Consider the following 25,497-nt stretch of genomic DNA (forward strand, 5'->3'; position numbering starts at 1 on the left):
CAGGGAATGAGTGTGACGATCGCGGAAGAACTCCTCTTGCTCGCCTACAGCGAGAAGGAGGGCAAGCAGCTCATCAGCGCCAGCCAACTGGATCCGGCGCTCGGCGGCGCGATCCTCGCCGAGCTGGCGATCACCGAGCGGGTGGCCCTGACCGGCAAGAAGGTGTCCCTCGAGGACGCCACGCCGCTGGGCGATGACGAACTCGACGCCGCGCTGGCCCGCATCGCGGAGGAGCGCAAGGAGCGCAAGCCGGACTGGTGGGTCCAGCGGTTCCACTCCACCAAGCTGCGCCGGCGCCTGCTCGTCCGGCTCGCCGAGACGGGCGTGCTGGCCGAGGAGCGCGGCAAGGTGCTCGGCATCTTCCCCACCACCCGCTGGCCGGAGGCCGACGGCGGCGTCGAGGCGGAGGTCAGGCAGCGCGTGAGCGGCGTCCTGGCGGGCGCCGAGCCCGACGGGCGCACGGCGGTGCTCATCGCCGTCATGCACGCCGCCAAGCTCGACCGCAAGGCGTTCCCCGGCGCGAACAAGGCCCGCATCAAGGAGATCTCCGAGGGCGACTGGGCGGGCGACGCGGTGGCCAAGACGATCGCCGCGATCAACTCGGTCATGGTGATCGCCGCCACCACCGCCGCCATCGGCGCCACCACCGCAGGGAGCTAGGCACCCCCAAGGGTCGGCCAGAGGATGGGATCAGCCGGCGTCGAGGATCTCCTTCGGCACCGGCTTGTCCTCCTTGATCGCGTTGAACAGGGCTGTGGCCTTCTCCCTGTCCCACTTGACCGCGCTGCCGCCGCCCGCGATCTCGTTGCCGCCGAACGGCACGACCGTGGTCACCGGGCTGTCGCCCATGGCCAGGCCCAGCGAGAGCATGTCGAACGCACCCGTGCTCGAATCGACCGCCACCGCGTCGGTGGCGCTCATGGCCAGCGGGATCGAGGTGAACGGATTGATCAGCGTGCCGGGACTGGCCGCCTTCTTCACGACCGCGCCGAGGAACTGGCGCTGGCGCTTGGTCCGCTCGAAGTCGGGCAGCGCGCCGCCCTTGCGGGTACGGACGTAGCCGAGCGCCTGGGCGCCGGTCAGCATCTGGACGCCCTTCTTGAGCTTCAGCCCCGCCTTGGGGTCGTCGACCGCGGCGCGGACGTTGATCTCGACACCGCCGACCGCGTCGACGATGTCCACGAACCCGGCGAAACCAATCTCCATGTAGTTGTCGATGCGCACCCCGGTGACGGACTCGATCGTCTGGGCGAGCAGCTTGGGGCCGCCGATGGCGTACGCGGCGTTGAGCTTGTTGCGGCCCTTGCCGGGGATGGTGACCGCCGAGTCGCGCGGCAAGCTGATGAGAGTCGGCTTGTCGCTGCCCGCCGGGATGTGCAGCAGCATCATCGAGTCGGTGCGCTGGCCGGCCGCCTTGCCGGTGGCGAGCTTCTTGCGGTCGGCCGCCGACAGGCCCTTGCGGCTGTCGGAGCCGACGAGCAGCCAATTGGTGCCTGGGGTGTCGTCGGGGTGGCCCTCACCGTCGAGCACGCCGGGGATCCCGGTCAGCCGAGAGTCGATCCAGAAGAACAGCCCCACGGCCGCCACGATCAGCAGTGCCACCACGGCGGCGACGATCTTCAGGATGGTGCGGCCCTTGATCCGCCTGCGCGGCGGCTTCGGCCCCGACGGGGTCGGTTCCGCCTTGGGCGTGAACGGCTTCATCGGGCTGCCGCCTGAGCGCTCGCGGCCGTACACGCGCGAACCACCGGCGCGCGGCGCGTCGGAGGGCGACTGGTTCGTCGGCGGCGCCTGTTGAGCCGGCGGAGGGACCTGCTGCGTCGACGGAATCCGATGCGCGGGGGCACCACCCGACCGCGGCCCGTCGCCGTTCCTGCCCGGCAGCGGGCGACCATCGCCCGGCGAGCGCATGGCTCTCGTCCGGTCTTCCTCAGACACTTGGCCTCTTTCCCCTTCGGTTGTCATAGACGCTACGTCCAACCCCCCACCAGTGAAGACGTCTCGCCAAGGTTTTCCCACGGAAAAGTACGCAGAACTAGCGGAGCGTCACGTCGGAAACATTGCTGCCATCTGCATCGTTACGGTTTATGGACTTCCGCCATCGAAAGGATGATCGTGTCCGCCCCGGACCCTTGGAATATTCGCCCGTGCGAACGCACGGGATCCCCTGATCGCTCACCTCTTCGGAGCTCGTCCCGGTGAGCGCGTACCTCGGGCTCATCGCCCTCTTCCTGCTCACCGCCGCGACAGGTTACTTCGTCGCGCAGGAGTTCGCCTTCGTGGCCGCTGACCGGGGCCTCCTGCGTGAGCAGGCCGCCGCCGGCGACCAGGCCGCGGAGAAGGCCCTCCAGGTGACCTCCCGCCTGTCGTTCATGCTCTCCGGCGCGCAGCTCGGCATCACCGTCACCGCGCTGCTGGTCGGCTTCCTGGCCGAGCCCGCCATAGCGACGATCGTTCGTCCGTGGTTGACGGACACCGGCATGCCCGACGGCCTCATCACCGGCCTGTCCGTGGCCATCGGTGTGTTCGTCGCGACCATCGTCCAGATGGTCCTCGGCGAGTTGGCGCCCAAGAATCTCGGCATCGCCAGGCCGGAGGCCGTCGCCAAGTTCCTCGCCGGATCGACGCTGGTCTACCTGGCCGTGGTCGGCCCGGTGGTCCGCCTGTTCGACTCGGCGGCCACGGGACTGCTCAGGCGCATCGGCATCGAGCCCGTCGAGGAGGTGGAGCACGGCGCGACCCCCGAGGAGCTCTCGCGGATCATCGCCGAGTCCACTCTGGCGGGCGAGCTGCCGCCGCGGCTGTCGGAGCTGCTGGAGCGGGCGCTGGAGTTCGGTGACCGCAACGCGGAGGAGATCATGGTCCCGCGCCCGCGCGTGGTCGTGCTCCGCGACTCCCAGCCGATCTCCGACCTCGTGGAGGTCATACGCGAGTGCGGCCACTCCCGCTACCCGGTGCTCGGCGCCGACGGCGACGTGGTGGGTGTGACGGGCGTACGCGAGCTGATCACCTCCGGTCTCGAAGACGGCCCGATCATCGGCATCACCCGCCCCGCGGTGCTGGTGCCCGACTCGCTGCCGCTGCCGGCCGTACTGAACCAGATGCGCTCGGCCAAGGACGACTTGGTATGCGTGATCGACGAGTACGGCGACCTCGCCGGCGTCATCACCGTCGAGGACCTGGCGGAGGAGCTGGTCGGCGAGCTCATCGACGAGAACGACCCGGAGCCCGACGGCGCGGTCGCGCAGCCGGACGGAATCTGGGAGGTGCCGGGCCGGTTCAGGCTCGACGAGGTCGAGCGGGCCACCGGCGTCTCGCTGCCCGAGAGCGACGACTACGACACGCTCGCCGGGCTGGTCCTCGCCAGGCTGGGGCGCATGCCGGAGCCCGGTGACACCGTGACCGTCCCCGTCATTCCGGAGACGGACCCGTTCGCCGAGGACGAACAGGAGCACCAGGCCGAACTCACCGTCCTGTCCCTCAACCGCCGCGTCCCCGAATGGGTACGGCTGGCACCGGTCCAGCACGCGGAGGCCGTCCGATGACGATGATCCTGATCAGCCTGGCCCTACTACTGCTCAACGCGCTGTTCGTGGCGGCCGAGTTCGCCTTCGTCTCCGCCAAGCGGCACCGCCTGGAGGAGATGGCCGCCAACGGCAACCGCCTGGTGCGGATCACCGCGAAGTCGGCGGTGGGCGGTGGCCGGCGACTGTCCCTGATGCTGGCCGGCGCCCAGCTCGGCATCACGCTCTGCACGCTGGGTCTGGGCCAGGTCACCGAGCCCGCGATCGAGCACTACCTGGAGCCGGTCTTCGCCGCGGTCGGCGTGCCCGAGTCGATGCGGATGCCGATCGCGCTGACCATCGCGCTGGCGTTGGTGACGTTCCTGCACATGGTGGTGGGCGAGATGGCACCCAAGTCCTGGGCGCTGACCCACCCCGAGCGGGCCGCCCTGTTGCTGACGCTGCCCTTCCGCGGCTTCACGTCGCTGATGAGCCCGCTTCTGTCGGCGCTCAACGGCCTGACCAACGTGATCTTGCGCCTGTTCGGCGTGGTCCCACGTGACGAACTGGCCACCACCAGAACCCCGCGCCAGCTCGCCATGCTCGTAGGAGAGTCGGGCCGGATGGGCCTACTGGACAGAGAGGAGCATGACCTGCTCACCAGAGCCCTCCGCCTCCAGGCGGAAGGCATCGAGCGCCTCATGGTCCCCATCGACCAGGTGGTGACCGTGCCGGCGTCGGCCAACGCCGCGCGCATCAAGCAGGCGGCGGCGGAGAGCGGCCACCTGCGCCTCCTGGTGGGCGCTCCAGAGGACGTACAGGGCGTGCTGCATGCCCGAGACGCCCTGATCAATCCCAACCGCGCAGCGGGCGACCTGGCCCGCCCGGTCCCCCGCCTGCCTTGCGTCACCCAGGTCCCCGAGGCGGTGACAGCACTCCAGGAGGCCCACGCCCACCTGGCGCTGGTCACGGGCCAGGGCGGCACGGTCATCGGAATGGTCAGCCTGACCGACCTGGTGGGCGAACTCCTCGACACCCGAGCAATGGCCGCCTAACCCCACGAGTGTGGGCAATAACACACGCCCGGCCGGAAAGCCATCCGAAAGTGATCTGCAACCGGCCGGGCGTACCGTTCCCAACGCCGCCCACAAGGTTCCCAAAAACAGGAGGCCCCGCCCCTTGCGATCCGGGTCCTCTTTCGCCAGTGTGGGTCTGCCCGTACAGAAGACGAAGCCCCAGATGCACTACAGGCATTAACGCAAGGAACCGCCCGAAGAGCCCCACAGGCGGCGGTTCAACGCAAGGCCCCGCCCAAAGAGCACCACGGGCGGGCTGGGTTAACGCAAGGAGCCAGCCGGTGAACAACCACCAGCGGGCAAGGCAAGGAACCGGCCGGTAAACAACCACCAGCGGGTTAAGGCGAGGAACCGGCCGGTGGCCAACCACCAGCGGGTTAAGGCGAGGAACCGGCCGGTGGCCAACCACCAGCGGGTTAAGGCGAGGATTCAACCGGTGAGCAACCACCAGCGGGTTTCCTGCTGGGGGTCCGGGGGTCGCCCCCCGGTGTAAACGACGAGGGGACCCGAGGGAAGCAAGCCCCGGAGGGGCTGGCGACCATAGGGTCCCCGTCAACGAGTGGGCGAGGAGGGATTTGAACCCTCACGTCCTTTCGGACACACGGACCTGAACCGTGCGCGTCTGCCGTTCCGCCACCCGCCCTTGTGGGTGCGGAGAAACAGTAGCACGGAACAGCCGCTGGTACTGAACCCGGATACGATCGCATAAGACACGGGAGCGGAGGAGCTGGGCGCGACAGCCGACGAGCGCCGGGACCACCCGCGACGTGGGAGGAGCGGCGGCCAGGCGCGGTGCGCGTTTGGTGGCCGCGATCATATGCACGGAGGAAGGGAGGTACCCGGTGGGAGTCCTTCAGCGCTTCGAGCGAAGGCTCGAAGGCTTGGTTGAGGGGGCCTTTGCGCGGGCGTTCAAATCTGACCTTCAGCCGGTCGAGGTCGCCAGCGCGGTTCAGCGGGAGATGGATGAGCGTGCGGCGATCGTCGCTCAAGGTCGGACGCTCGTGCCCAACGACTTCGTGGTTGAACTGTCCACGACCGACAGCGAGCGGCTTGAGGTCTATGCCGACAGCATCAGCCACGAGCTGGCCAACCTCGCCAGGGAGTACGCCAAAGAACAGGGCTACTCCTTCGTGGGACCGGTCCGGGTTCGTTTCGAAACCGCCGCCGACCTGGCAGTGGGGTTGTTCCGCATCAGGTCGGGAGTCATCCGCGGCGCGACGGTGGAGCAGGACGAAATTCGCCAGCCGGCGAGTGATCTGCCACCATCCAGGCCCAACGCGTTCAACGGGCGGCCCCGGCTGCTCGTGTCCACTCAGGACGATCCGCAGGGCGACCGCTCCTACGAGCTCACCACTCCGGTGACCTTGCTGGGCAGGGGCACCGACTGCGATCTTCGTCTCGTCGACCCCGGCGTCTCTCGCCACCACGCGGAGTTGCGCGTCGAGGGTCAGCTAGTCGCCCTAGTCGATCTCGGATCGACGAACGGCACGTTCGTCAATGGCCAGCCGGTACGCAGAGTCGAGCTCCAGAACGGCACGCGAGTGACCCTGGGGCGTACGACACTGGTGTTCCGGCGCGATTAGGGGTAGACAGACGGTCCATGTCCGAGCTCACGCTGCTGCTGATCCGGCTCGCCTTCCTGGCTGTGCTGTGGTTCTTCGTCATTGCCGCAGTCGGCGTGATCCGGACAGATTTGTTCGGATCACGTACGGCCCCCGCGGGTCCACGCAAGGGCATCAAGCCCACCAAACCGGCGGCTAAGCCGAAGAATAAGAAGGGCGAGCCACGCCAGCTCGTTGTGACGGGTGGCCCGCTGCAAGGCACCACCATTAATCTCACGGAGACGCCCATCAGCATTGGCCGGGCGAACGACGCCACGCTGGTAGTCACCGACGACTACGCTTCCAGTCGGCATGCCCGGCTCTTCCCTCAGGACGGTCAGTGGATCGTGGAAGATCTCGGTTCGACCAACGGCACATATCTCGACCGCTCAAAAGTCACCCGCCCGACCCCGGTGCCGCTCGGTGTTCCGATCCGCGTCGGCAAGACAGTCATTGAATTGCGCAAATGACCATCGCACTCCGCTACGCCGCCCGCTCGGACGTCGGCCTCCTCCGCGAAGGAAACGAGGACTCGGCGTACGCGAGCGGCCGTCTGCTAGCCGTCGCAGACGGTATGGGCGGACACGCACACGGTGAGGTGGCGAGTTCTGTCGCCATCGCCGCAATGGCCTCTCTCGACGAGGCCCAACAGGGTGGTGACCTGCTCAACGCCATCGAGGCAGCGGTACGCGACGCCAACCGCAAGCTGCACGAGATGGTGGGCCGGGACCCCAGCCTCAAGGGCATGGGCACCACGCTGACCGCCATGCTCTGGAACGGCACCTCGGTGGCCCTGGTGCATGTCGGCGACTCGCGCGCCTACCTGCTCAGACGCGGGGAGCTCTACCAGATCACCCACGACCACACGCTGGTGCAGCAGTTGGTCGACGACGGACGCATCACGCCGGAGGAGGCCGCGACGCACCCGCAGCGCTCGATCCTGCTGCGGGCGCTCGACGGGAGCGGCGAGGTCGATCCCGACCTCACGTTGCGCGAGGCGCAGGTGGGCGACCGTTATCTCCTCTGCTCCGACGGCCTGTCCGGAGTGGTGAGCGCGGAGACCCTGCATGCCACGCTGACCAACATCGACGACCCGGAAGAGGTCGTGCGCCAGCTGATCGACCTGGCCAACCGGGGCGGTGGGCCCGACAACATCACCTGCGTCCTGGCCGACGTGCTGGAGCTCGCCGAGGGGCAGCAGGCGCCCACCACCGAGTCGGCGACCGTCGGGGCGGCGGGCATGACGCGCCTGCGGCTCGAAGCGCACGACACCTCGCCGGGACGGCCGGGTGCGGTGACCGCGCCCCAGCCGGTGCTCACCGACGACGACTTCGACGAGCCGGGCCCACAGGCGGCCCGGCGGCCGGTCAAGCGGCGCCGGGCCTGGCCCATGCTGGTCTCCGTCCTGGGTGTGGCCGTCGTCGCCATTGGCGCCGGCGGCTATTTCGGCTGGCAGTGGACCCAGGACCAGTTCTTCGTCGGGGCCAAGGGCGACGAGGTGGTCGTGTTCCGTGGCATCCGTCAGGAGGTGGGGCCGTTCCAGTTCTTCTCGGTAGCCCAGCACACCGGCAAGCCGCTCTCCCAGCTCTCCGAGCCCGACCAGGCGCTGATCAAGGGCGGCATCGAGGTCACGACCTTGGCGGAGGGCATGACGAAGATCAACGGTTTCAAGGCCACCGCGGAGCCGACCGATCAGAAGGCCACCCCGACCGCGACCGCCTCGCCCAGCGCGAGCGCGACGAAGACGAAGGCGAAACCGCAGTAGATGAGTGAAGTGGCGGAAGCCCCCGTCCTCATGCCGGCCAAGCGGCGTGGGGCCCAGCTGGCCATGCTCGCGTTCGCGGTCGTGATCGTCATGGGCGCCTATGCCAACGTCGGGCTGGCTCTCGACGGCGCGATCCCCTCGGGCATGCTGACGTACGGCCTGGGGCTGGGCGGGTTCATGCTGGCCGCCTATCTGGTGCTCGCCAAGTTCGCGCCATGGGCCGACCCCTTGATCCTGCCGCTGGTCACGGTGGTCAACGGCATCGGCCTGGTGATGATCTACCGGATCGAGGCGTCGGGCGCGAGAGGCACCGGCGGCGCGTCCGCCACCAACCAGCTGATCATGACCGGCGCGGGCGTGGTCCTGTTCGCCATCACGCTGGTCGTGCTGCGCGACCACCGCACGCTGCAGCGCCTGACCTACACCGCGGGCTTCGCCGGGCTGTTCCTGCTGATCTCCCCGCTGATTCCCGGGCTGGGCAAGAGCGTCAACGGCGCCACCATCTGGATCGGTTTCGGCCCCGCCATCATCCAGCCCGCGGAGCTGGCCAAGATCGCTCTGGTCATCTTCTTCGCCGGCTATCTCGTGGCCAAGCGCGACGTGCTGGCCCTGGCCGGACGCCGACTGCTCTTCATCGACCTGCCCCGCGCCCGCGACCTCGGACCGGTGCTCATCACCTGGGCGGTCAGCCTGGGTGTGCTCGTGCTGCAGAAGGACCTGGGCTCCTCGCTGCTGCTGTTCGGCACATTCATCGTGATGCTGTACATCGCCACCCAGCGCACCTCCTGGGTGCTGATCGGCATCCTGCTGTTCGTCGGCGGCGCGTTCCTCGCCAGCCAGATCTTCGACCACGTGCACGCCCGCATCGAGGTCTGGCTCGACCCGGGAAACGCCGAGTTCTTCAACCGCGAGCTCGGCGGCAGCGCGCAGCTCATGCAGGGCCTGTTCGCGATGGGTGCGGGCGGCATCCTCGGCACCGGCCTCGGCCAGGGCCACCCCTACCTCATCCCGCTGTCGTTCTCCGACTTCATCTTCACCGCGACCGGCGAGGAACTCGGTCTGACCGGCCTGATGGCGCTGCTCATGGTCTACGCGCTGATCGTGCAGCGAGGGCTGCGCACCGCGCTCGCGGCCCGCGACCCCTACTCCAAGCTGCTGGCCGGCGGCCTGTCGTTCATCCTGGCCTGGCAGGTCTTCATCATCGTCGGCGGCGTGACGAACCTCATCCCCCTGACCGGCCTGGTCACCCCGTTCATGTCCCAGGGTGGCTCGGCATTGCTCGCTAACTGGATCCTTATCGCGCTATTGGTACGCATGTCAGACTCGGCACGGCGACCTCCGCCCCAGGCGATCCAGAACGAGGGAATGACGCAGGTGTTCCAGCGATGAACGGCACTCTGAAGCGTGCGGCCGTGGCCTGCCTGGTCATGTTCGCGCTTCTGATGATCAACGTGAACGTCGTGCAGGCCGTACGGGTGGAGCAATACAGCAAAGACCCCCGCAACCAGCGCAACTACTACGCGCGCTACGCCGTGGAGCGCGGTCGCATCACCGCCGGCGGCAAGGTGATCCTGGCGCAGTCGGTGGAGAAGAAGGACGGCGACTTCCGCTTCCTCAGGGAATACCCCGACGGCAAGCTCTTCGCGCACGTCACCGGCTTCTTCTCGCCGGAGAGCGAGTCCAACATCGAGCGCTCCGAGAACAAATGGCTCGACGGCTCCAGCCCCGACCTGCTGCTGCGCCGGAGCATCGACCTGTTCACCGGTGAGCCCACCAGGGGCGCCAACGTCGACGTGACGATCAACCCCAAGGCCCAGAAGGCGGCCTACGACGCGCTGCGCGAGAGCGGCAAGCGGGGCGCGGTCGTCGCGCTCGACCCGAAGACCGGGGCGATCCTGGCGATGGTGTCGCTGCCCACCTACGACCCGGCCGAGCTCTCGGGCACCAACAAGGGCGAGGTGTTCCCCCTCTACGACAAGTTGGCCAAGGACAAGGGCCAGCCGCTGCTCAACCGCAACATCGACCGCACCTATCCGCCCGGCTCCACGTTCAAGGTGGTGACCGCGGCGGCCTACCTCGAAGACGACTCCAGCCGCGGCCCCCAGACGGTCGTGGACGCCCCGCAGCGCCTCCCGCTGCCCGGCACCAACATCAGCCTGCCCAACTACGGCGGCGCGGCCTGCGGAGCCGGGAAGGTCCCGCTGGTCTACGCGCTGGAGAAGTCCTGCAACACGCCGTTCGGCCAGATCGGCATGGACCTCGGCTACGACAAGATGCAGAAGCAGGCGGAGAAGTTCGGCATGGGGACGCAGATCGGCATTCCGATGTCGGTGGCCCAGAGCTCCTTCGGCCCCAAGGAGGACAAGGCGGCCATCGCCATGTCCTCCATCGGCCAGCGCAGCAACCAGATGACGCCGCTGCAGATGGCCATGATCGCCGCGGGCATCGCCAACGACGGCAAGGTCATGAAGCCGTACCTGGTCAACAAGATCACTGACTCCAAGGGCGACTCGGTCGAGGACGCCAAGCCCGAGGAGCTGTCGGAGGCGGTCAGCTCCGAGACGGCGGGCAAGCTGCGCGAGATGATGGTCAGCGTCGTCAACAACGGCACCGCCAACCTGGCGCAGATCCCCGGCGTCGACGTGGCGGGCAAGACCGGCACCGCCGAGACGTCCAACGGCCAGCCGCCGCACGCCTGGTTCATCAGTTTCGCGCCGGCCAACGACCCGAAGGTCGCGGTCGCGATCATCGTCGAGTCGGGCGCGGCCAACGTCGGCGCCGAGGCGACGGGCGGCCACACCGCCGCGCCGATCGGCAAAGCCGTGATGGAGGCGGTGCTGAACAAGTGATGACCGCTACTCTGCTGGATCATGCGGCTCGGTAACCGCTACCTCTTGCTCTCCCGCATCGCCTCGGGCGGTATGGGGGATGTCTGGCGTGCTCGTGACGAGTTGCTGGGCCGTGAGGTCGCGGTCAAGGTGCTGCGCAGTCACATCCAGGACGACCAGTCCTTCCGCGGCCGCTTCCGCAACGAGGCCAGGATCACGGCCGCCCTGGCCGACCCCGGCATCGCGCAGATCTTCGACTACGGCGAGCAGCGCGACCTGGCCTACCTGGTGATGGAGCTGGTGCACGGCGAGCCGCTGTCCGCCATCCTGACCCGCAACGGCTCGCTCATGCCCGAAGTGGCGCTCGACGTCGTGCACCAGACGGCCAAGGCGCTGCACGCCGCCCACTCGGCGGGGGTCATCCACCGCGACATCAAGCCCGGCAACCTGCTCGTCACGCCCGAGGGCACCATCAAGGTGACCGACTTCGGCATCGCCCGCGCCATGGAGTCGGCTCCGGTGACGCTGACGGGCACCGTGCTCGGCACGGCCCAATATGTCAGCCCGGAGCAGGCGCAGGGTCTGCCTCTCACCCCGTCGACCGACCTCTACTCGCTGGGCGTGGTGGCCTACGAGTGCCTGTCTGGGCGCACGCCGTTCCAGGCCGAGGGGCCGGTGGCGATCGCGCTCATGCACCTCAACGACCCGCCGCCACCGCTCGGCGTCGACGTGCCCGCGGCGGTGCGCGAGCTGGTCATGGTGCTGCTGTCCAAGGATCCGCGGCAGCGGCCCGCGTCGGCCATGGAGGTCGCCGACCGCTCCCAGCGGCTGGGCCAGTCGCTGGCCGCCAACAAGTCGGGTGCCGAGCTCAGCATGCTCACCGATCCGGCGGGCTTCCGCGTACGCCAGCAGGAAGAGGGCGTCCGGGGCCGGCAGCGGCAGGAGGGCTTCCAAGAGTGGCGGCGGCAGGGAGAGGGTTCTGTCACCGACGACCTCGCCACGCCGACTGCCACGACGCTGCGCTCACCGTCCCCCGGCTCGATCGCCGGGCGGTCCGGTGCGGCGCCCGCCCCACCCCGGCGCCGCAGGGGCAGGCTGACGTTGGCACTGTTCGCCAGCGCGGGCTGCGCCGCCGCAGTCGGGCTCAGCGCCTTCACTTTCATGGACCGCGAGGCGATGCCCAGCCAGCCCAGCATCGCCGACCCGTCGGAGTCGGTGAGCGTGACTCCGGTATGGAAGCCGTCCAAGACCAAGACTCACACTCGACGACCTCCCGTCGTTACGGTGAAGTCGAAGAGGCCGGTACCCTCACGGTCGGCTACGGTAAGCGTGACGGCAATTCCATCCAGGAAGCCAACCCCCAAGTCCACCCCGACAACCCGTACCCCGACTCCCACACCGACCCCCAGGCCCACCACTACACCGACAACTCCGACACCAAGTGCTTCGCCTGACCCGGGTGTCACAAACCCGCCGAAGGAGGAGACGTGATGCGCCACGGGGTCGATGATGGACACCGGCGGCCCGCGAGCAGGCCGGTACCCAAGATGAACGGTAAGGGACAGTGCAGGAAATGACTCAGCCTCGGCGACTCGGAGGTCGTTACGAGCTCGACGGCGTCGTCGGGCGCGGCGGCATGGCCGAGGTCTATCGCGCCCGAGACATCCGGCTGGACCGCGTAGTCGCGATCAAGACCCTCCGCTCTGACTTGGCGCGCGATCACACCTTCCAGGCGCGTTTCCGCCGTGAGGCGCAGTCCGCGGCCTCGCTGAACCACCCGGCGGTCGTCGCGGTCTACGACACCGGCGAAGACGTCAGCGAGGGCGCCCCGGTGCCCTACATCGTGATGGAGTACGTCGATGGCAGGACGCTGCGCGACCTGCTGCGGGCCGACCGGCGGCTGTTGCCGGAGCGGGCGGCCGAGCTGGTCGACGGCATCCTGCGGGCGCTGGACTACAGCCACCGCGGCGGCATCGTGCACCGCGACATCAAGCCGGCCAACGTCATGATCACCCGCAACGGCGACGTCAAGGTGATGGACTTCGGCATCGCCCGCGCGATGGCCGACTCGGCCGCGACGATGACGCAGACGGCGCAGGTGATAGGGACCGCCCAATACCTGTCGCCCGAGCAGGCGCGCGGTGAGCGGGTCGACGCCCGCAGCGACATCTACTCCACCGGATGCGTGTTCTACGAGCTGCTCACCGGCCAGCCGCCGTTCACCGGCGACTCCCCCGTGGCGATCGCCTACCAGCACGTACGCGAGGAGCCCATCCCGCCGTCGCAGATCGACCCCGAGATCCCCGCGTGGTGCGACGCGATCGTGCTGAAGGCCATGGCCAAGGACCCCGCGCATCGCTACCAGAACGCGGGCGAGATGCGGGCCGACATCCAGCGGGCGATGTCCGGCATGCCGGTCGACGCCCAGACGATGGCGATGACCAGCAACTACGGTGCGGGCACCCGCATGATGACGGCGACCCAGTCCGCCACCGGCCCGGCCACTCAGGGCACCCGCGCGGTGCCCCCCTACGAGTACGACGAGGGCGGGCACGGCGGCCGGGGCGGGCGGCGGCGCGCCAACAGCGGCGGCGGCAACACCGCGCTCAAGACCGCGGCCTGGATCGTCATCCCGCTCCTGATCATCGGCGCGTTCATCGGCGTCGGTTACGCGGTGTTCAGCAGCGGCGGCGACAAGACCACGGGCGAGATCAAGGTCCCCTCGCTCGCCGCGCAGCGCCTGCAGGCCGCCCAGGCCCAGCTCACCACTTTGGGGCTGAAGGCCGAGGTGGTGAAGGAGGCCAGCGCCGAGTACGACAAGGACACCGTGATCAGGACCGAGCCCGCCGAAGGCACCAGTGTGGCGAAGGACTCCACGGTCAAGCTGGTCGTGTCCAAGGGCCCGCCGAAGGTGAAGGTCCCCGACGGGCTGATCGGCGCCACGACCGCGGAGGCCAACGACATCCTTGAGAAGGCCGGGCTGACCGGCACGGTCAAGACCAAGGTCTCCAGCAAGCCGCAGGGCAAGGTCATCGAGACCGATCCCAAGGCCGGCGAGGAGGTCGAGAAGGACGGCACCGTCACGCTTTACGTGCCCAAGGAGCAGATCGCCATCCCCAGCGTGATCGGCCTGACCCAGCAGGACGCCACCAAGACGCTCAGGGCGTCAGGCTTCAAGGTCAGAGCGGTCCAGCAGGCGAATGAGCAGCCTGAGGGCACTGTCATCCAGCAGAACCCCGAGGCGGGCACACCGCAGAACCCCGGCACCACCATAACGATCGTGGTCTCCACGGGTCCGGAGCAGCAGCCGACCGATCAGCCGACGGACCAGCCGCAGCCGACCGATCAGCCGACGGACGGCCAGCCGACCGATCAGCCGACGGACGACCAGCCGACCGACGACTCACCGATCGACGACGGCAGCATCGAAGGCTGACCCGCGGGCGTTGAGCAGAGCCCGGCGACAGAGCCGCCCTCCCACATCGGGAGGGCGGCTCTGGCACGTCGAACACGTGAAAGAGCGCCCCCGCCGCTCGGGGGCAACGGCGGGGACGCTCATCTGTCTGTCGTCCGGCGGCGGCCGAGTGTTACACGATCCCGCGCAGCCAGTTGCCGAGCAGCTGGTGCCCGTGCTCCGACAGCACCGACTCGGGATGGAACTGGATGCCCTCGACGGGCGCCGTGCGGTGCCGTAGCCCCATGATGACGCCGTCCTCGGTACGGGCGGTCACGTCGAGCTCGGCGGGCACCGTGTCGGGCCGTACGGCCAGCGAGTGGTAGCGGGTCATCCGCACCGGCGAGGGGATCCCGGCGAACACCCCGAGCCCGTCGTGCGATACCGCGCTGGTCCGCCCGTGTACGAGCTCAGGCGCCCGCGACACGGTGGCACCATAGGCCAGGCCGATCGCCTGGTGCCCGAGGCAGACGCCGAGCAGCGGCAGGCCGCGCAGGGCCGCGTGGCGCACCAGGGGGACGCTCACGCCCGCCGCTTCCGGTGTGCCGGGCCCCGGGCTCACCAGGACGCCGTCGAAGCCGTCGGCGTCGCTCACGCGCACGTCGTCGCGCGGGCGCACGTCACACGTGGCGCCCAGCTCGCGCAGATATTGGACGATGGTGTGGACGAAGCTGTCGTGGTTGTCCACGACCAGCACTCGGGTCATTTCCGTACGGTCACCTCGTCGAGCGTCACCGCGGGTTCGAGAAGCGGGAACACGGCATACCAGAGTACGACGCCCGCCACGGCGACCAGCACGGTGGCCGCCAGCAGTTTGGTGCCCGTGCCGCCCGGCAGCCTGTCCCAGAGCCATCCGTACATGTCATTCCATCCTGAGCTCGGTCTTCTTCAGCACACCGAACACGATGAGCCGCTGGGCGGCGGAGTATTCGGGATGGCAGGTCGACAGCGTGATGTAGGCCCTGATGGGCTTGGTGTCGGGCTTGCCGGGCACCGAGGCGATCACGTCGACCTCGTCGGGGTACACGACGTCCTGCGAGGTCACCCGGTAGGTGTAGCGGGCTTCGGGGGCGTCGACGATGATCTCGTCGCCGCGCTGGAGCTCGTCGATCCGGTTGAACGGCGCCAGGTACGTGGTCCGGTGACCCGATATGACGAAATTTCCGATCTGTCCGGGGAGGGCGGTGCCGGGGTAGTGGCCCGGGCCCTTCTTCAGGTGCTCCGCATCCACGCCCTCGACCACGGCGTAGTGGTAGTCGCGCCCGAGCCTCGGGATGCGCAGCATGGCCACGGCCCGGCCCAGCTCGATCTTCCGGAGCTTGGCCGGCTCCGGGCGCGCGTGTTCCTCCACCAGCTCCTGCTGCAGTTGCAGCTGCATGCGCTGGGTATAGACGCCCGTCCCCCATAGCAGGTAGGCGCAGAACAACAACAGGATCAGGCCCGCGGTGATGCTCGATTCCCCCGCGGCCCGCAGCACGGCCCTCACTCACTCAGCGTAAGCGCGGCCCATCCGGAGGCCGGGGATCGCCATCTCGTGCGCGTGGCGACTATCCTGGGCACGCTTCCACTACGCTCAAAGCAATTACGCTCAAAACTAATAGCCTGTGGACAACCCGGATGCCCAGGCGCCCAGCAGGAGTTTCCAGTGCCCAAGTCCAAGGCTCGCAAGAAGGCGGTCTACACGCCGCCGCAGAAGTCCCAGCAGGTCACGGTCAGCCCGCGCTGGCTGGCTCCCACGATGGTGGTGTCGTGGATCATCGGCATCCTGTGGATCGCCGTCTACTACGTGGCGCCCAGCGCACCCTTCATCGGCGATCTCCACAACTGGAATCTGCTGATCGGGTTCGTCTTCATCATCTTCGGGGTCGTGCTCTCCACCCGCTGGCGTTAGTTTTTTCCACAGTTTTTCCACACCCTGGGGAAGTCAGCCCACGCCGCCCAGGAGGGCCGAGGATCTGACGGCCACGAGCACGACCAGGATGGCCAGCGCTCCCACGACCGTCAGCACTTGCCAGAGGGTCCTGTTGCTCTTGGGAGCGTAGGCCAGGGCCCCGGCAAGGGCCGATCCCGTGATCAGGCCGCCGATGTGGCCGGTCCAGCTGATGCCGGAGACCAGGAAGGTTATCGCCAGGTTGATCGCGATCAGCACGGCGATGCCGCGTACGTCCATGTTCAGCTTGCGCCCCACCACGAACACGGCGCCGAACAGGCCGAAGATGGCTCCTGACGCCCCGACCGTGTACTGGCCGAGCGGGTCGAGCCAGTAGCCGAGCACCGAGCCGCCCAGCGCGCTGACCAGGTAGACGGCCAGGTAGCGGGTGTGCCCGAAGGCCCGCTCCAGGTAGGGGCCGATGACGTAGAGCGCCCAGCAGTTGAACAGGATGTGGAACGGCCCGTCGTGCACGAACGCCGACGTGAGCAGCCGATAGTACTCATGCCCGGCGACGACGTTGTACGGCCGCATGGCCAGTTGTTCGGTGACCGCGTTGCCTGTCAGATATTGGGCGCCGAAGACGAGCACGTTGAGCGCCAGGGTCACCCACGTGACGTATGGCGTGGTGACCACGGCGCCGCCGAACGCCGACCGCGCCTGGCGTACCCCTCGATTGCCCTCGCTCACGCACTCGGGGCACTGGAAGCCCACGGCGGCGTCACGCATGCAGTCGGGGCAGATGGGGCGCTCGCAACGCTGGCAGCGGACCCAGGTCTCTTTGTTGGGGTGCCGGTAGCACGTCGGCACGGTCTCCGCGGGCTGCTCGGGCTGCGGGGGCGGGCTGGGCGGCTGGCTGGTCATGACCGCAGCCTATGGCCTGCGCGGCATCGCCGCGCTGGCGTGTTCAGCCCGCCCCGTGCGCCTTGGGCGGCCTCGGACGGTCCGCCTGAGTCAACCCAGGATGTGTGCCTAGGTCAACCCTGGATGGTACGTCTGGTCAGCCCACGTAGGTCAGCCCCGGACGATGCGTCTGGTCAGCCCTGGACGCGGTCGATCGTGACCGACTCCAGGACCACCTCGTCGATCGGCTTGTCGCGCTGGCCGGTCGGCGTCTTGGCGATCGCGTCGACGATGTCCTGGCCCTCGATCACCTCGCCGAAGATGGTGTGCTTGCCGTTGAGGTGCGGCGTGGGCACCACCGTGACGAAGAACTGCGAGCCGTTGGTGCCCTTGCCGAACCGGATGCCGGCGTTGGCCATGGCCAGCAGGTAAGGGCGGTTGAAGTAGAGCTCCGGGTGGATCTCGTCGTCGAAGTCGTAGCCGGGGCCGCCGATGCCCTCGCCCAGCGGGTCACCGCCCTGGATCATGAAGCCGGGGATCACCCGGTGGAAGATCGTGCCGTCGTAGTAACGGCCGGTGCTCGTCTCCCCGGTGCCCGGGTGGGTCCACTCACGGCCGCCTTCGGCGAGCTCGACGAAGTTGCGGACCGTCTTGGGAGCCTTGTTGGGGAAGAGTTCTATCTTGATATTTCCGCGATTTGTCTGCAGGTTTGCGATCAGCTTCTCGGCCACGAGACAGCTGCCCCCCTCTATGTACAAGGTTGGTTTTGTGGATTTTGATGACCACGGTCGTTAGGCCGCAAAAGCCATCCTGCCACGGACGGCCATGATTGAGCCGCTTCGCTACGGGAAGGTCAGGCTCGGGGCCCCATCAAGCAGGGGAGGTTGTTGTGTCCCTGACACTGAAAAATCGCCGCGTGGTCATCGTAGTCCCAACCACGTGGATGGGCCGTATGAAGGCCCGGGCCATGAGAACTGGCCGGCAAATGGCGCCGATGGCGGATCAGGCCAAGGTGATGGCGGATCAGGCCAAGGTGGTCGCCGCTCATCGCATCGAGGACGCCCGCTACTGGGCGGCCCCGAGGCTGGAAGAGGCCGCGCATCGGGTCGAGGATGAGCTCGCCCCCATGGTCAGCGCCATGCTGGTCAACGCCGCCGAGCGGATCGACCCGACCCCGCGCAGGTCGCGGGGGATGCCGGTGATGATCCTTCTGACCGGTATCGCTGTGGGCGCGATCGGTTATCTGTTCTACCGGCGTAACGCCCGCCAGTGGACCGAGCACATGAAGGACTCGGCCTCGGACGCGTCGCAGTGGGCCAGCGACAAGGCGGACAAGACCGCGGACACCACCGAGAGGATGGCGTCCGAGATGTCCGACAAGGCGGATGAGGCATCGCGCAAGATGACGTGATCCGCGCGAAGCGCGCCCCCCACTCGATCGAGTGGGGGGCGCGCTTCGCGTTTCCGCCCGTAGGCGTTGACGTCCATACCAAGCGCTTGCTACAACCGGCGGCATGGCGCTGTCCCCGCTCGACGACTACCCCATCCACCAGGCGGCTCAGGTCATGCGGCACGTGGCGACCTCGGACCGCAATTTCTACGACCGCTACTACTTCAACTGCCACCCCGGCACCGACGAGCTCATGCTGATCGTCGGCGCCGGCCAGTACCCCAACCTGGGCGTCACCGACGCCTTCGCCTGCGTCCGCTACGGCAACCTGCACCGGGTCGTCCGCGCCTCACGCGAGCTCGGCACCGACCGGATGAACACCGAGATCGGCCCGTTCCAGGTGAAGGTCATCGAAGGGCTCAAACGGCTCCAGATCATCCTGGAGCCCAACGAGCATGGCCTGTCCTTCGACCTCACTTGGGAGGGCACGATCCCGGCGACGCTCGAGCCACGGCACTTCGTCCGCTGGCAGGAGCGGGTCATCTTCGACTCCGTACGGCTGGCTCAGACCGGGCTCTGGTCCGGCCACATCCGCATCGGGGACGACGAGATATCCGTCACCCCTGACCGATGGCAGGGCACCCGCGACCGGTCCTGGGGCATCAGGCCCGTCGGCGAGCCCGAGCCGCCGGGCATCCAGGCGAAGAACGCGGGCAGCTTCTACTGGCTGTACACGCCCATGCGGTTCGACGACCACGCGATCCTCTGCATCATCCAGGAGGACGAGAAGGGCCGCCGCGTCCTGGAGGAGGCCACCAGGGTCTGGTCCGACGGGCGCGAGGAGGAGTATCTGGGCCGGCCCGAGTACCACCCCGTCTACGCGCCCGGCACCCGGGACGTCGTCGAGGCCACGATCACGTTCTCACCTCCCGGCGGCAAGGCGTTCGACGTGCGGTGCACCCCTGTGCTGCCGGTCCACCTCATGGTCGGCACCGGTTATGGCCTGGAGCCGGACTGGAAGCACGGGATGTACCAGGGCGCGGAGCCGGTCGTGCAAGGCGTGACGTACACGCTGCCCGACGACGCGTCCAAAATGTGGGGGATGGTCGACGCCGTGGGCCGCTTCGAGTACAACGGGCTCGTGGGTCACGGCCTGTTCGAGTACTGGGCCCTGGGGCCGCACCCGTCGCTCCCGGAGTGAGTGAACGCGCCCCCGTGGATGCGCACCCGTCAGGTCCAGGTGAGCGCGCCCGCCGTACACCCCCGGGTACTACGGCGGGCGCGGCCCTCACTTACTCGGCTCGCACTTGACGGCGAGCGTCTTGGCGAAGGTCTTGGTCGGTAGGCTGCCGTCCTCCATCGGCCGGGCGATGCCCGTCTTCCCGGCGTCGTCGGCCGGCTCGCCGCCTTCGGCGGTGAACCCCTCAGCGGGCTTGGCCGGGACCGCCTCCGTGACCGCGCCCTCCGGGAGCGACTCGATCTCGATCGTCTGGTCGTCCAGGCGGCGCACGGCCACACCCCCCTCAGGCGCCTTCTCGCCCGGCTTGGCGACGAAGTCCTTGATGGCGCGCGCCCGCTCGGCGAACGCGATGGTCTTGCCGTCGCTCGTCGTACACGTCACCTTGACACCCGGGACGGTCGACGGAGCCTCGTCGGCCATCGCGGATCCGCCCAGGCCCGTGAGCACGAGCACGCCCACCGCGCCGAGGACCGCGAGACGTCGCTTGAACATGGAATCTCCTTGCTGGAAACGATCGGACGCCCCGAGCCTGGCCCGCCGTACCTGAAGTGATCCTGAAGGCAGCCTAAATGATCTTCAGGTTGGCTTTAGGTTGGGTGCGGGACCCTGTTCGGTGTGCGAGTGCTACTGGTGGAGGACGAGCAGCGGCTGGCCGATCTGGTCAAGGGCGGCCTGGCGGGTGAGGGGTTCGCCGTCGACGTGGCATATGACGGGCGCGACGGGCTCTGGATGGCCTCGGAGAACACCTACGACGTGATCGTGCTCGACGTGATGCTGCCCAGGCTGAACGGCTACACCGTGTGCTCCCGGCTGCGCGAGGCCGGCAACTGGACGCCGATCATGATGCTCACCGCCAAGGACGGCATCTACGACGAGGCCGAGGCGCTCGACACGGGCGCCGACGACTATCTGGCCAAGCCGTTCTCGTACGTAGTGCTGCTGGCCAGGCTGCGCGCTCTCGTACGGAGGGGCGGGCACGAGCGGCCGGTGACGATCACGGTCGGGGACCTGGTCGTGGATCCGGCCGGGCTGCGCTGCCGCCGGGGGGAGGTGCAGATCGCGCTGACGCCGAAGGAGTTCGCGGTGCTCCACGGGCTGGCGCGGCGGGCCGGCGAGGTGGTCTCCAAGAGCGAGCTGCTGGCGCAGGCCTGGGACTTCTCCTACGACGGCGATCCGAACATCGTTGAGGTGTACATCAGCGCGCTGCGCCGCAAGATCGACCAACCGTTCGGCAGGACGACCTTGGTGACGGTGCGCGGCGCCGGGTACCGACTGGAGGCGGCATGACCTGGTGGCGCGGACACCTGATGTTGGGACGGTTGCCCGTGGGGATGGCGTCCGTACGGCTGCGCGCGACCGCGGCGGCGACGCTGGTGGTGGCCGTGGCGCTCGGGTTGGCGGCGGTCGTGCTGGTGCTGGCGCTGCGGGGCAGCCTGCAGAGCAGCGCGGGCGCGGAGGCGGCCAGGAAGGCCGTGGCCGCGGCTCCGTACGCGGAGACCGTCGACCTGACCGCCGTAATCAGCCGGCCCACGACTGTCCAGACGCCCACCCCCGGGGAGCCGGCCACAACCGGACGGGCGCGCGCCTCGAGTGACGCGCCGACGGCGGGGCCGACCGCGGGCGGACGGGCGCGCCTCGCCGATGACCCAGTGGCCGGGTTGGTGGTTCAGCCGGCGCTCGCGCTGCGGATCGCCGATCCAGACGTCATGCTCACGACGGTGGGGGCTCCGGCGGCGACGAGCTGGGCGCAGGCCAGTGATTTCGCGGTCGCGCGCATGCCCGTGTCGACGTCCAGCGGATCGGCGGAGATCTGGGCCAGGGCCTCGCTCGTCGGTGCCGACCAGGCGCTTGGGACGCTCAACGGCGCCCTCCTGCCGGGCGTGCCCGCGCTGCTGCTCGTGGTGGCGGGCATGACCTGGTTCTCGGTCGGCCGCACGCTCGCCCCGGTCGCGGCCATCAGGGCCAAGGTGGCCGACATCACGGCCCGCGACCTGCACCAGCGAGTGCCCGTGCCCAGCTCGGGCGACGAGATCGCCGCCCTGGCGACCACCGTGAACGGCACGCTCGACCGGCTGGAGACGGCCGTCGAGACGCACAAACGGTTCGTCGCGGACGCGGCCCACGAGCTGCGCAGCCCCATCGCCACCCTGCGGGCCCGGCTGGAGCTGGCCGAGCCGAGCGAGCTGACCGCCGAGGCGCTCGCCGATGTGGAGCGCCTCCAGTCGCTGGCCGCCGACCTGCTCCTGCTGGCCAAGCTCGACGCGGGTGAGCCGCTGCGTACGAGCGACCTCGACCTCGGCCAGGTGGCGGCGGAGGAGTCGCTGCGCATCAAACGGCGGCCCGAACTGCGGATGGAGCTGGACGTCGAGCCCGACGTCGTCTTCCAGGGCTCGCGGGCGCACCTGGCCCGCCTGGTGACCAACCTGGTCGACAACGCGGTACGGCACGCTGCGGCGGTCGTACGGGTGCGGGTACGTCAGGAGGACGGCCAGGCCGTGCTCCAGGTGCTCGACGACGGGCCGGGGATTCCGGTGGGGCAGCGTGAGGCGGTGTTCGACCGGTTCACCAGGCTGGACGAGGCGCGGGCCAGGGATGTCGGCGGGGCCGGGCTCGGGTTGCCGATCGCGCGGGACATCGCGCTGCTGCACGGCGGCACGCTGGTCGCCGAAGAAGGTGGATTTATCGCGAGATTTCCCCTGAACCACTAGCCACTTCTCCTCGTGTGGTTAGTTGAAGGAGGCAATCATGCTCACACGCCGTGCACTGATCACCCGAGGTGGCGCCGCAGCGGGCGCAGCAGGAGCCGTTTTCCTGTGGGCGCGACCCGCCGAGGCCGAAGAGGAGGCCGCCGGTCCGGTCCTGGCCAGCGCCAAGAGCATCCCGGTCGGCAAAGGCAAGATCGTTAGTGGCAAGTACGTGATCACCCACCCGTCGAAGGGCGTCTTCAAATGCTTCAGCGCCATCTGCACCCATCAGAGGTGCACGGTGGCGAGCGTGAGCGGTGACAAGATCCACTGTCCGTGCCACGGCAGCCAGTTCAGCGCCCTGACGGGTGCGGTGGTGCGCGGTCCGGCCAAGCGTCCGCTCGCCAAAAAGAAGATCAAGCTGGTGAAGGGCAAGATCAGGCTGGCGTGATCGGCAGCGAGTACATCGTGGCGCGCCGATAGATCTCGAACCTGGCACTGGCGTAGACGCCGACGGCTCCCGTGGGGTTGTCGGCGTCTACGCTCAGCGATGATCCGCAGCCTAGGTCAGGTGCGCGGAGCACCCCAAGTCTGCTCCTATCTGAGCGAGCCGCTCGGTGAACCTCTTGCGCGTCGCCTCGTCGAAGCCGATGAAGAACCGGTTCGCCAACGGTACGGCCCACCGCAGCCACTCGGCGACATTGTGGACCCGATGGACGACGAGCGTGCCCTGCGGGTGCTCGGCCAGCGACCATTCACCCCGGTACCACCAGCCGCCCTGGTAGGCGATCGAACGGTCGGTGACCTCGACGGTCAAGGTGTGACCCGGTAGGTCTTCAACGGTGAAGCGGCCTTCGCCTTTGACCAGCGGGTCGCGGTTGACCAGTGCCTCGCGTACCCGCCCAGGCGGCGCCTCGACCACTCCGGACACCTCGACGAGCAGGGACTTCCTCATGGCGTGCGCACCCGGGTGTTCTGGAACGAGGCGAAGCGCCAGCCGCCGGGCGTACTGACGGCGGTGAAGGTGACGATCGAGTCGCGGCTCGGATCGGGCCGCCCGTCGACGGTCGAGCCACCACCGGAGATCACCAGCGCGGCGCCGTCTCCCAGCGGCTTGACGATGGGCTCGCCGCCGCCTCCGGTCAGCTTGATCGGGCTCTGGAAGAGCTGCCGGTGGGCGACCTCGATGGCCTCCCGGCCCTGGAGGTGCAGGCCGAAGAAGGTGATGTAGTCGGCGTCCTCGGTGAACAGCGCGGCGTAGGCCGCCGCGTCGCCGGAGTTCCAGGCTGCGGTGAGCCTGGCGAGGAGGTCTCTGATCTCAGTGGACATGGCACTGCTCCTGTTGTCGCGGCGCCTATCCTGAGACTGCGAGTCCTGGACAGGGCAGGCGCCTTGTTCGGATTTCCGGCCGCTGGGGTGTTGGCGCACCCCGGCGGCCACTCAACTTTCCAGCACTTGCTCCATCAGCGACTGCTTTACCGTGCCCGACCAGTCGAGCGCGCCCTTGTCCAGCCGGTCGAGCACGCTGCGCAACCAGGCCAGCTCGGCCGTGTAGAGGGCCTGCTCGCACTCCATCTCGAGCATGAGGATCTCCGGCAGGCCGTTCTCCGCCATCGCCCGCCGGTGCGCCTCGATGCCGCTGATCGTCCCCTCGATGGAGGCCGTACGCGTGCGCAGCGCCCGCTTGGCGTCGGGCACCTGCAACGCGCCGATCAGGGAGACGGCGGCCACCAGCGTGCGCCGGTCGGCATCCGGCTGCTCCAGCATCCTGCGCAGCCTCGTCGCCAGCTCCTGGCGGCCCTCCTCGGTGATCTCGTACACCGTCCGCTCGGGCCGGCGGCCTTCGCGGTCGGTCTTCGCCGGCACGATCAGCTCGTCCTTCGCCAGCCGTTCGACCGCGTGGTAGAGGCTGCGCGGCAGCCCGGTCACGTAGTCCTTGTGCGTGTCGACGATGAAGCGGTGCAGCTCGTAGGGGTGGCTGGCACGAACCGAGAGCATGGCGAGCACGGTCAGCCCGACCAGGTCGTGGCGTCGCGCCATGATGCCTCCTTCTATATTGCAATATGCACTATAGAAAACGACAGTACGGCTGTCCAGCCTGGTGCGCGACGGGTCAGGCCAGTTGGCTGTCGAGCTGCAGGAAGGCCCGTTCGATGGCCTGCCTGGCGACGTCCTCCGGGTAGGGGAACCGGGTGATCAGGTCACGCAGGCCCTCCACGTGCGCCCGCGTGGCGAGCTCCGCCACGGCGACCAGCTCGGCCTGCTGGGCGACGGCGAAGGCGCGGTCGACCACCGCGCCGTGCCCCGGCACGATCACCCGCTCGGGCAGCTCGGTCAGCATCGCGGCCACCGTGGCAGGCCAGTCGAGCGGGTAGGAGTCGCCGAAGGCCGGCGGGGCGCCCTCTTCGATCAGGTCACCGGCGAACACCACCCCGGCATCGGGTACGTGCGCCACGATGTCGTTGCTGCTGTGGCCGAGGCCGAAGTGATTCAGGTGCACGATCCGGCCGCCGATGTCGAGCGTGGCCGTCGAGGTGAACGTGTGGTCGGGCGCCACGATCTCCACCTCTTCCAGCTCCGCCCGCCGATCTTCGGGCAGGCGCTCGATCCACTTGGCCCGCTGCTGCTCGCCGTACAGCTCGATCTCCTCGGCGCACCTGGAGTGACCCCAGATCTCGCCCGGCAGGAACAGCGCGTTGCCGAAGTAGTGGTCGAAGTGGGAGTGGGTGTTGACGACCGTCCACGGGCTGGTGGTGACCCGCCTGATCGCCTCGATCAGGTCGGCGGCCTCCCGGTGGGACACGCGGGTGTCGAGCACCAGGCAGTGGTCATCACCGACGATCAGGCCGACGTTCATGTCGAAGGACTCATGGCGCCGGACATAGACCCGGTCGCCGATTTCCCGCCACTGCTCGTTCATCGCTCGATCCTGAATCTCCCGTGGGACCCTGCGAGAACTCTACTTACGATCGCAACAGGCCATATGGGTTTCAGGTCGTGATCTACACCGAAGATCCGCACCGGCTCGGGGAAAGGACGGCCGCGCGTGGCGGGCCGTTGAATGGGGAACGCTTCGTTACGACACGTGCTCGACCGATGACATAGGGCAATCAGTGGAGCGTCAGGAACGCGTCGTGGGCGGGGGCGGCTGACCGGACAGCCGGTGCCCTCAATGCTCATCTG

General features: G+C 68.5%; 27 protein-coding genes and 1 tRNA gene. 16 read left to right on the forward strand and 12 right to left on the reverse strand.

What is annotated here, in order from left to right; all coding sequences use genetic code 11:
* The first annotated feature begins 6 nt into the window (after positions 1-6).
* The gene (locus AB0L53_RS43320; protein ID WP_364007636.1) at positions 7-660 is read left to right on the forward strand and encodes a GPP34 family phosphoprotein; all 654 of its coding nucleotides are present in this window, start codon (positions 7-9) and stop codon (positions 658-660) included.
* A gap of 30 nt (positions 661-690) precedes the next feature.
* Here the strand turns inward: AB0L53_RS43320 and AB0L53_RS43325 are convergent, their stop codons facing one another.
* The gene (locus AB0L53_RS43325) at positions 691-1,938 is read right to left on the reverse strand and encodes an LCP family protein (protein WP_364007639.1); all 1,248 of its coding nucleotides are present in this window, start codon (positions 1,936-1,938) and stop codon (positions 691-693) included.
* 260 nt (positions 1,939-2,198) lie between these two features.
* Between AB0L53_RS43325 and AB0L53_RS43330 the strand changes: the two genes are divergently transcribed.
* Both AB0L53_RS43330 and AB0L53_RS43335 read left to right on the forward strand, forming a co-directional pair.
* On the forward strand, positions 2,199-3,545 hold the full coding sequence (locus AB0L53_RS43330) for a hemolysin family protein (RefSeq protein ID WP_364007642.1): 1,347 nt from the start codon (positions 2,199-2,201) through the stop codon (positions 3,543-3,545).
* On the forward strand, positions 3,542-4,558 hold the full coding sequence (locus tag AB0L53_RS43335; protein ID WP_364007645.1) for a hemolysin family protein: 1,017 nt from the start codon (positions 3,542-3,544) through the stop codon (positions 4,556-4,558). The genes AB0L53_RS43330 and AB0L53_RS43335 overlap by 4 nt, the downstream gene beginning before the upstream one ends.
* 581 nt (positions 4,559-5,139) lie before the next feature.
* Here the strand turns inward: AB0L53_RS43335 and AB0L53_RS43340 are convergent.
* Positions 5,140-5,222, reverse strand: a tRNA-Leu gene (locus AB0L53_RS43340).
* Between the two features lie 199 nt (positions 5,223-5,421).
* Between AB0L53_RS43340 and AB0L53_RS43345 the strand changes: the two genes are divergently transcribed.
* The 7 genes from AB0L53_RS43345 to pknB all read left to right on the forward strand — a co-directional run bounded on the left by AB0L53_RS43345 (position 5,422) and on the right by pknB (position 14,209).
* Complete coding sequence (locus AB0L53_RS43345) at positions 5,422-6,162, forward strand: DUF3662 and FHA domain-containing protein (protein ID WP_214635378.1); 741 nt, start codon at positions 5,422-5,424, stop codon at positions 6,160-6,162.
* Between the two features lie 17 nt (positions 6,163-6,179).
* Positions 6,180-6,650: an FHA domain-containing protein gene (locus AB0L53_RS43350; RefSeq protein WP_364007648.1), complete on the forward strand. Its 471-nt coding sequence runs from the start codon at positions 6,180-6,182 to the stop codon at positions 6,648-6,650.
* Positions 6,647-7,945 carry a Stp1/IreP family PP2C-type Ser/Thr phosphatase gene (locus tag AB0L53_RS43355; protein ID WP_364007651.1) on the forward strand — a complete coding sequence of 433 codons (1,299 nt, stop codon included), beginning with the start codon at positions 6,647-6,649 and terminating at the stop codon, positions 7,943-7,945. The genes AB0L53_RS43350 and AB0L53_RS43355 overlap by 4 nt, the downstream gene beginning before the upstream one ends.
* Positions 7,946-9,334, forward strand: coding sequence for an FtsW/RodA/SpoVE family cell cycle protein (locus AB0L53_RS43360; protein ID WP_364007654.1), 1,389 nt, complete (start codon positions 7,946-7,948; stop codon positions 9,332-9,334).
* Entirely contained in the window at positions 9,331-10,794 is a 1,464-nt protein-coding gene (locus AB0L53_RS43365) for a penicillin-binding protein 2 (protein WP_364007656.1), read from the forward strand. The genes AB0L53_RS43360 and AB0L53_RS43365 overlap by 4 nt, the downstream gene beginning before the upstream one ends.
* A gap of 21 nt (positions 10,795-10,815) precedes the next feature.
* Positions 10,816-12,264 carry a serine/threonine-protein kinase gene (locus tag AB0L53_RS43370; protein WP_364007659.1) on the forward strand — a complete coding sequence of 483 codons (1,449 nt, stop codon included), beginning with the start codon at positions 10,816-10,818 and terminating at the stop codon, positions 12,262-12,264.
* Between the two features lie 82 nt (positions 12,265-12,346).
* Positions 12,347-14,209: a Stk1 family PASTA domain-containing Ser/Thr kinase gene (pknB, locus tag AB0L53_RS43375; RefSeq protein ID WP_364007662.1), complete on the forward strand. Its 1,863-nt coding sequence runs from the start codon at positions 12,347-12,349 to the stop codon at positions 14,207-14,209.
* A 151-nt stretch (positions 14,210-14,360) separates the two neighbouring features.
* On the opposite strand, the gene AB0L53_RS43380 is transcribed toward pknB, so the two are convergent.
* The 3 genes from AB0L53_RS43380 to AB0L53_RS43390 are packed head-to-tail and all read right to left on the reverse strand — an operon-like array spanning position 14,361 to position 15,713.
* Positions 14,361-14,933, reverse strand: a complete 573-nt coding sequence (locus AB0L53_RS43380) for a gamma-glutamyl-gamma-aminobutyrate hydrolase family protein (RefSeq protein ID WP_364007665.1) — start codon at positions 14,931-14,933, stop codon at positions 14,361-14,363.
* Positions 14,930-15,088 carry a hypothetical protein gene (locus AB0L53_RS43385; protein ID WP_358176611.1) on the reverse strand — a complete coding sequence of 53 codons (159 nt, stop codon included), beginning with the start codon at positions 15,086-15,088 and terminating at the stop codon, positions 14,930-14,932. The genes AB0L53_RS43380 and AB0L53_RS43385 overlap by 4 nt, the downstream gene beginning before the upstream one ends.
* A 1-nt stretch (position 15,089) precedes the next feature.
* Positions 15,090-15,713, reverse strand: a complete 624-nt coding sequence (locus tag AB0L53_RS43390) for a class E sortase (protein WP_358430668.1) — start codon at positions 15,711-15,713, stop codon at positions 15,090-15,092.
* 159 nt (positions 15,714-15,872) lie between these two features.
* Between AB0L53_RS43390 and AB0L53_RS43395 the strand changes: the two genes are divergently transcribed.
* Positions 15,873-16,118: a cell division protein CrgA gene (locus AB0L53_RS43395; RefSeq protein WP_225301770.1), complete on the forward strand. Its 246-nt coding sequence runs from the start codon at positions 15,873-15,875 to the stop codon at positions 16,116-16,118.
* Between the two features lie 33 nt (positions 16,119-16,151).
* Here the strand turns inward: AB0L53_RS43395 and AB0L53_RS43400 are convergent, their stop codons facing one another.
* On the reverse strand, positions 16,152-17,021 hold the full coding sequence (locus tag AB0L53_RS43400; protein ID WP_358176614.1) for a rhomboid family intramembrane serine protease: 870 nt from the start codon (positions 17,019-17,021) through the stop codon (positions 16,152-16,154).
* 173 nt (positions 17,022-17,194) lie between these two features.
* Positions 17,195-17,731, reverse strand: a complete 537-nt coding sequence (locus tag AB0L53_RS43405) for a peptidylprolyl isomerase (RefSeq protein ID WP_364007670.1) — start codon at positions 17,729-17,731, stop codon at positions 17,195-17,197.
* Positions 17,732-17,994: 263 nt separating this feature from the next.
* On the opposite strand from AB0L53_RS43405, the gene AB0L53_RS43410 reads away from it, so the two are divergent.
* Both AB0L53_RS43410 and AB0L53_RS43415 read left to right on the forward strand, forming a co-directional pair.
* Positions 17,995-18,411, forward strand: a complete 417-nt coding sequence (locus AB0L53_RS43410) for a YtxH domain-containing protein (protein WP_364007673.1) — start codon at positions 17,995-17,997, stop codon at positions 18,409-18,411.
* Between the two features lie 103 nt (positions 18,412-18,514).
* Positions 18,515-19,591: a hypothetical protein gene (locus tag AB0L53_RS43415; protein ID WP_364007676.1), complete on the forward strand. Its 1,077-nt coding sequence runs from the start codon at positions 18,515-18,517 to the stop codon at positions 19,589-19,591.
* 87 nt (positions 19,592-19,678) lie between these two features.
* Here AB0L53_RS43415 and AB0L53_RS43420 read toward each other — a convergent pair whose 3' ends face one another.
* A complete protein-coding gene (locus AB0L53_RS43420) occupies positions 19,679-20,122 on the reverse strand; it encodes a hypothetical protein (RefSeq protein ID WP_364007679.1) in 444 nt (147 codons plus the stop codon).
* Positions 20,123-20,245: 123 nt separating this feature from the next.
* Between AB0L53_RS43420 and AB0L53_RS43425 the strand changes: the two genes are divergently transcribed.
* From AB0L53_RS43425 to AB0L53_RS43435, 3 genes are read left to right on the forward strand one after another with little or no spacing between them, the layout of a single operon-like run.
* Positions 20,246-20,917, forward strand: coding sequence for a response regulator transcription factor (locus AB0L53_RS43425; protein WP_357938343.1), 672 nt, complete (start codon positions 20,246-20,248; stop codon positions 20,915-20,917).
* Positions 20,914-22,338 (forward strand): HAMP domain-containing sensor histidine kinase, encoded by a 1,425-nt coding sequence (locus tag AB0L53_RS43430; RefSeq protein ID WP_364007682.1) that lies wholly within the window; start codon positions 20,914-20,916, stop codon positions 22,336-22,338. Before AB0L53_RS43425 ends, AB0L53_RS43430 begins: the two co-directional genes overlap by 4 nt.
* Before the next feature lie 37 nt (positions 22,339-22,375).
* On the forward strand, positions 22,376-22,765 hold the full coding sequence (locus tag AB0L53_RS43435; protein ID WP_364007685.1) for a Rieske (2Fe-2S) protein: 390 nt from the start codon (positions 22,376-22,378) through the stop codon (positions 22,763-22,765).
* 111 nt (positions 22,766-22,876) lie between these two features.
* On the opposite strand, the gene AB0L53_RS43440 is transcribed toward AB0L53_RS43435, so the two are convergent.
* From AB0L53_RS43440 to AB0L53_RS43455, 4 genes are all read right to left on the reverse strand, one after another.
* The gene (locus AB0L53_RS43440; protein ID WP_364007688.1) at positions 22,877-23,269 is read right to left on the reverse strand and encodes a hypothetical protein; all 393 of its coding nucleotides are present in this window, start codon (positions 23,267-23,269) and stop codon (positions 22,877-22,879) included.
* Positions 23,266-23,643 (reverse strand): SgcJ/EcaC family oxidoreductase, encoded by a 378-nt coding sequence (locus tag AB0L53_RS43445; protein WP_364007691.1) that lies wholly within the window; start codon positions 23,641-23,643, stop codon positions 23,266-23,268. Before AB0L53_RS43445 ends, AB0L53_RS43440 begins: the two co-directional genes overlap by 4 nt.
* Before the next feature lie 111 nt (positions 23,644-23,754).
* Positions 23,755-24,354, reverse strand: a complete 600-nt coding sequence (locus AB0L53_RS43450; RefSeq protein ID WP_364007694.1) for a PadR family transcriptional regulator — start codon at positions 24,352-24,354, stop codon at positions 23,755-23,757.
* 73 nt (positions 24,355-24,427) lie between these two features.
* Complete coding sequence (locus AB0L53_RS43455; protein WP_364007697.1) at positions 24,428-25,234, reverse strand: MBL fold metallo-hydrolase; 807 nt, start codon at positions 25,232-25,234, stop codon at positions 24,428-24,430.
* Positions 25,235-25,497: the final 263 nt, after the last annotated feature.

It is taken from the genome of Nonomuraea sp. NPDC052129, assembly GCF_040680095.1.
Lineage (GTDB): Bacteria > Actinomycetota > Actinomycetes > Streptosporangiales > Streptosporangiaceae > Nonomuraea.